Raw genomic sequence first — 4382 nt, 5'->3', positions numbered from 1 at the left:
GTCCAGCACCAGGTGCTGGCCCTGGGCGTGGGCCTGCCGGGCCAGGCGGGCATAAAAATCCACCGGCATGCCCGGCGGCAGGCTGCCGCTGGCCACCAGCCAGCGCGCTGCGGGTGCGGCGTTGTTCAATGCGCGCTGCCACGGTTGCCATTCGCTGTCTTGCACCACTGGGCCGGGCAGCACGAAGCGAAATTCATCGCTGGTGCTGGTCTGCACCACGGCAAAGTTTTCGCGCGTGTCGCCGGCAATCGGGTGGGCATGGGCGGGAATGCCCTCGGCGGCCAGCAGGCGCTCCAGTTGTTCGCCGTTGGGGCCACCGGCCAGGTAATGGGCCTGCACGCTGGCGCCCAGGCGGTGCAGTACCCGCGCCACATTGATACCGCCCCCGCCGGGGTAGCGCTGCACCGGGCCACAGCGCAGCTTGTGGGTGGGTTGCACCCGCTCGGTGTCGGTGGCAATGTCCAGGGCGGGGTTGGGGGTGAGGGTCAGGAACGTGTGCATATCTGACAGCATAGGCGCAGAAAACGCTTTTACCAGGCGGGCTGGGCCAGCCCTGACCAGAGCGCGTTGGTGTTGTAGCTACGCCATTTTTCCGGGTCTTCGCGGCCTATGATTTTCTCATGGCAGCCGGGTGCTGACAGGTCCAGCACCTCGGGCGTGATGCTCTGGTCGTGCCGGGTCGAGAAAAACACCTTCACGTGCGGCGCCACCAGCGACTTGCTGCCTTGCTGCACCACCACGCCCACCCGCCCGCCACTGAGGCGCACCAGCGAGCCCACGGGGTAGATGCCAATGCTTTTCACAAAGGCCTGGAACAGGCGCAGGTCGAAGTGGCCGCCAGTCCACTCGGCCATGCGCCGCAGCGATTCGGACGGGTCCCAGCCGGCTTTGTAGGGCCGGTCGGAGGTGATGGCGTCGTACACATCGCAAATGGCTGCCATGCGGGCAATCAGGCTGATCTGGTCGCCTTGCAGGCGGTCGGGGTAGCCCGAGCCGTCGATTTTTTCGTGGTGGTGCAGGCAGGCGTCGAGCACAGGCGCCTCGATGTTGCCCGCCGATTGCAGCATGCGGTGGCCCTGCACGGGGTGGTTGCGCACCACGGCAAATTCTTCGTCGGTGAGCTTGCCCGGCTTGTTCAGCACGGCCAGCGGAATCATGGCTTTGCCCAGGTCGTGCAGCAGCCCGGCCACGCCAGCGCTGCGCACATGGGCGTCTTGCAGCCCGACTTGCTTGGCCAGCGCCACCATCAGCGCGCACACAGCCACTGAATGCATGTATGTGTAGTCGTCTATGGTTTTGAGCCGCGCCAGGCTCAGCAGCGCATGCGGGTGGCGGGTGACGGAGTCCGAGATGTTTTGCACCAGGTTTTGCACGCTGGCGCTGTCCACCGCCCGGCCCATGCGGGCCTCTTTGAACATCGACACCACGGCCTCTTTGGACTGCGTGCAGATGGCGGCAGCGGTTTTCAGCTCCTCTTGCATGCGCGTGGGCATCAGCGAGCGCTGCGGCTGCGGCTGCGGCGTTGGGGGCGGCGGCGGTGCTGCATCGCGCAGGTTGATGGCCGGCAGGTCTTGCAGGCGGCTGAATGCGGTGTCGATGCGCTGATCCACCTCTTCGCGCGTGGTGGAGGCCGTGCCCGGCGCCACATCGTGCCCCAGCGAGACATCAATCCAGACTTCGCGGATGGCGGTGGCGCGGATGCTGGCCAAGTCTTTGGGGTCGGTGAGCGTGAATTGGGTACGCCAGAACGGGTGCTCCATCCAGGAGCCGCACAACTCATGGATGTGCATCCCCATAGTGAGATCGTGAACGCTGATTCGCTTGAGCATGAAAGACCTGCCAGCCCCACCGTGGGACTGCAATGTAACTAGAAGAAACCATGATAGCCTTTTGCCATTCCTGACGTATTTGGTCTTTTGTGCTTTTGAGGCCACTCCCCAGAACATGCCCTTAGCCCCTGGCGCTGCCCCCAGCCCCGCGCAAAAAGCGCTGCGCAAGCTTGGCCTGGTGCGCCCCATCGATCTGGCCCTGCACCTGCCCCTGCGCTACGAGGACGAGACGCGCATCACGCCGTTGAAAAACGCCCGCGAAGGCAGCGTCGTGCAGATCGAGGCCACCGTCACCGCCAGCGAGGTGCAGTTGCAGCCGCGCCGCCAGTTGCTGGTGCAGGTGGACGATGGCACAGCCACCTGCGAGCTGCGTTTTTTCAGCTTCTACCCCTCGCACCTGAAAACGCTGGCCCTGGGCGCGCGCCTGCGCATCCGGGGCGAGGTCAAGGGTGGCTTTTGGGGGCGTCAGATGCTGCACCCGGCGTTCAAGGCCGCTGGCGGCGAGCTGCCCAGCGCCCTCACGCCGGTGTACCCCACCACAGCGGGCCTGCCCCAGCCCTACCTGCGCCGCGCCGTGGTCACGGCCTTGCAGCGCGTGGAGCTGTCGGAAACCCTGCCGCCCGGGGCGCCGCTGCCGCCGATTGCCATTTATAGCCAAAATGGCCTCCAGCCCTTTCCCAGTCTGCGCGAGGCGCTCACCTTTTTGCACCATCCAAGCCCCGATGTGGCCCTGGCCACGCTGGAAGACCACAGCCACCCGGCCTGGCAGCGGCTCAAGGCCGAGGAGCTGCTGGCACAGCAGTTGTCGCAGCAGCAGTCCAAACGCGAGCGCGAGCGCCTGCGTGCGCCCGTGCTGCAAGCGCGCACGCCCGCCGATGGTGGCTTGCCTTTGCCCGCGCAACTGCTGGCCGTGCTGCCCTTTGCCCTCACCGCCGCACAGCAGCGCGTGGGCCAGGAGATCGCTGCTGACCTGGCACGGCCCGTGCCCATGCACCGGTTGCTGCAAGGCGATGTGGGCTCGGGCAAAACCGTGGTGGCTGCGCTGGCCGCTGCCGTGTCCATGGACGCGGGTTGGCAGTGCGCGCTGATGGCGCCCACCGAAATTTTGGCCGAGCAGCACTTTGCCAAGATGATCGGTTGGCTCGAACCCCTGCTGGCAGCGCGCGGCCAGCGCGTGGCCTGGCTGGTGGGCGGGCAAAAGAAAAAAGAACGCGCTGCCATGCTGGCGCTGATCGAGAGCGGCGAGGCCGCGCTGGTGGTGGGCACCCATGCCGTCATCCAGGAGCAGGTGCGCTTCAAAAACCTGGCGCTGGCGCTGATTGACGAGCAGCACCGTTTTGGCGTCGCCCAGCGCCTGGCGCTGCGGCAAAAGCTGGCCCACCACGGCATGGAGCCGCATTTGCTGATGATGACCGCCACCCCCATCCCGCGCACGCTGGCCATGAGCTACTACGCCGATCTGGATGTCTCGGTGATTGACGAACTGCCGCCGGGGCGCACGCCCATCGTCACCAAGCTGATCGCCGACAGCCGCAAAGACGAGGTAATTGCGCGCATCGGCGCCCAGGTGGCGGCAGGCCGCCAGGTGTACTGGGTGTGCCCGCTGATCGAAGAGAGCGAGGCACTGGACTTGTCCAACGCCACCGCCACCCACGCCGACTTGAGCGAGGCCCTGCCCGGCGTCATGGTGGGCCTGCTGCACTCGCGCATGGCGAGCAGCGAGAAAAAAGCCGTGATGGCACTGTTCAGCGGCGGCCACATGGGCGTGCTGGTCAGCACCACGGTGATTGAAGTGGGCGTGGACGTGCCCAACGCCTCGCTGATGGTGATTGAGCACGCCGAGCGCTTTGGCCTCTCGCAACTGCACCAGCTGCGCGGGCGGGTGGGGCGCGGCGCGGCGGCATCGGCCTGCGTGCTGCTGTACGCCACCAACGACAGTGGCCGCGTGGGTGAAACCGCCAAAGAGCGCCTGCGCGCCATGCAGGAAACCAACGACGGTTTTGAGATTGCCCGGCGCGACCTGGAAATTCGCGGCCCCGGCGAGTTTCTGGGCGCGCGCCAGTCGGGCGATGCGCTGCTGCGCTTTGCCGACCTGGCTACCGACACCGCTTTGCTGGAGTGGGCGCGTGCGCTGGCGCCCTGGATGCTTGAGCGCCACCCCGAACTGGCTGCGCGCCATGTGGCGCGCTGGCTGGGTGGGCGTCAGGACTACCTCAAGGCGTAGTAGGCAGCGCAGGCGCGTCCAGGTGCGCTGCTTCCCAGGTGGCGATGGGTACCGGGCGGCCCAGCAAATAGCCCTGGCAGAACTGGCAGCCGTGCTCCACCAGAAAAGCACGGTGGGCGGTGGTCTCTACCCCTTCGGCCACCACCTCCAGGCCCAGCGCTTCGCTCATCACCCAGTGCGCGGGAAGCCTCGGGGTTTAGCCCGAGGTCGAGAGCGCGGACACCGCAGGTGTCCTAATGGGGCGCTTGCTGCTCTTCGATGTACTGCCGAAGAATATCTATCGGCGCCCCGCCACAGCTTGAGGCAAAGTAGGAAGGCGACCATAGAAC

Annotated in this window: 5 protein-coding genes; 1 reads left to right on the top strand and 4 read right to left on the bottom strand. The window is 66.3% G+C overall.

Features of this window, described 5'->3' with window-relative positions; all coding sequences use genetic code 11:
- Nucleotides 1–501 (bottom strand): 1-phosphofructokinase family hexose kinase (locus PHX69_RS15450; protein ID WP_288044925.1); only part of this gene is annotated, 501 nt, incomplete at its 3' end.
- A 29-nt stretch (nucleotides 502–530) separates the two neighbouring features.
- Nucleotides 531–1829 carry an HD-GYP domain-containing protein gene (locus PHX69_RS15445; protein WP_288044922.1) on the bottom strand — a complete coding sequence of 433 codons (1299 nt, stop codon included), beginning with the start codon at nucleotides 1827–1829 and terminating at the stop codon, nucleotides 531–533.
- A 115-nt stretch (nucleotides 1830–1944) separates the two neighbouring features.
- Here PHX69_RS15445 and recG point away from each other — a divergent pair, with 115 nt between their 5' ends.
- A complete protein-coding gene (gene recG / locus PHX69_RS15440; RefSeq protein WP_288044920.1) occupies nucleotides 1945–4053 on the top strand; it encodes an ATP-dependent DNA helicase RecG in 2109 nt (702 codons plus the stop codon).
- Here the strand turns inward: recG and PHX69_RS15435 are convergent.
- Both PHX69_RS15435 and PHX69_RS15430 read right to left on the bottom strand, forming a co-directional pair.
- Nucleotides 4043–4222, bottom strand: a complete 180-nt coding sequence (locus tag PHX69_RS15435; RefSeq protein WP_288044918.1) for an EAL domain-containing protein — start codon at nucleotides 4220–4222, stop codon at nucleotides 4043–4045. The two genes, recG and PHX69_RS15435, sit on opposite strands and share 11 nt — an antisense overlap.
- A 64-nt stretch (nucleotides 4223–4286) precedes the next feature.
- Nucleotides 4287–4382: transposase (locus PHX69_RS15430; protein WP_288044927.1), on the bottom strand; the 96-nt coding region annotated here is incomplete at its 5' end.

The sequence above is a fragment of the Simplicispira sp. genome (assembly GCF_028687295.1).
GTDB classification, from domain to species: domain Bacteria; phylum Pseudomonadota; class Gammaproteobacteria; order Burkholderiales; family Burkholderiaceae_C; genus Simplicispira; species Simplicispira metamorpha.
This window is presented reverse-complemented; position numbering and strand designations above follow the sequence as displayed.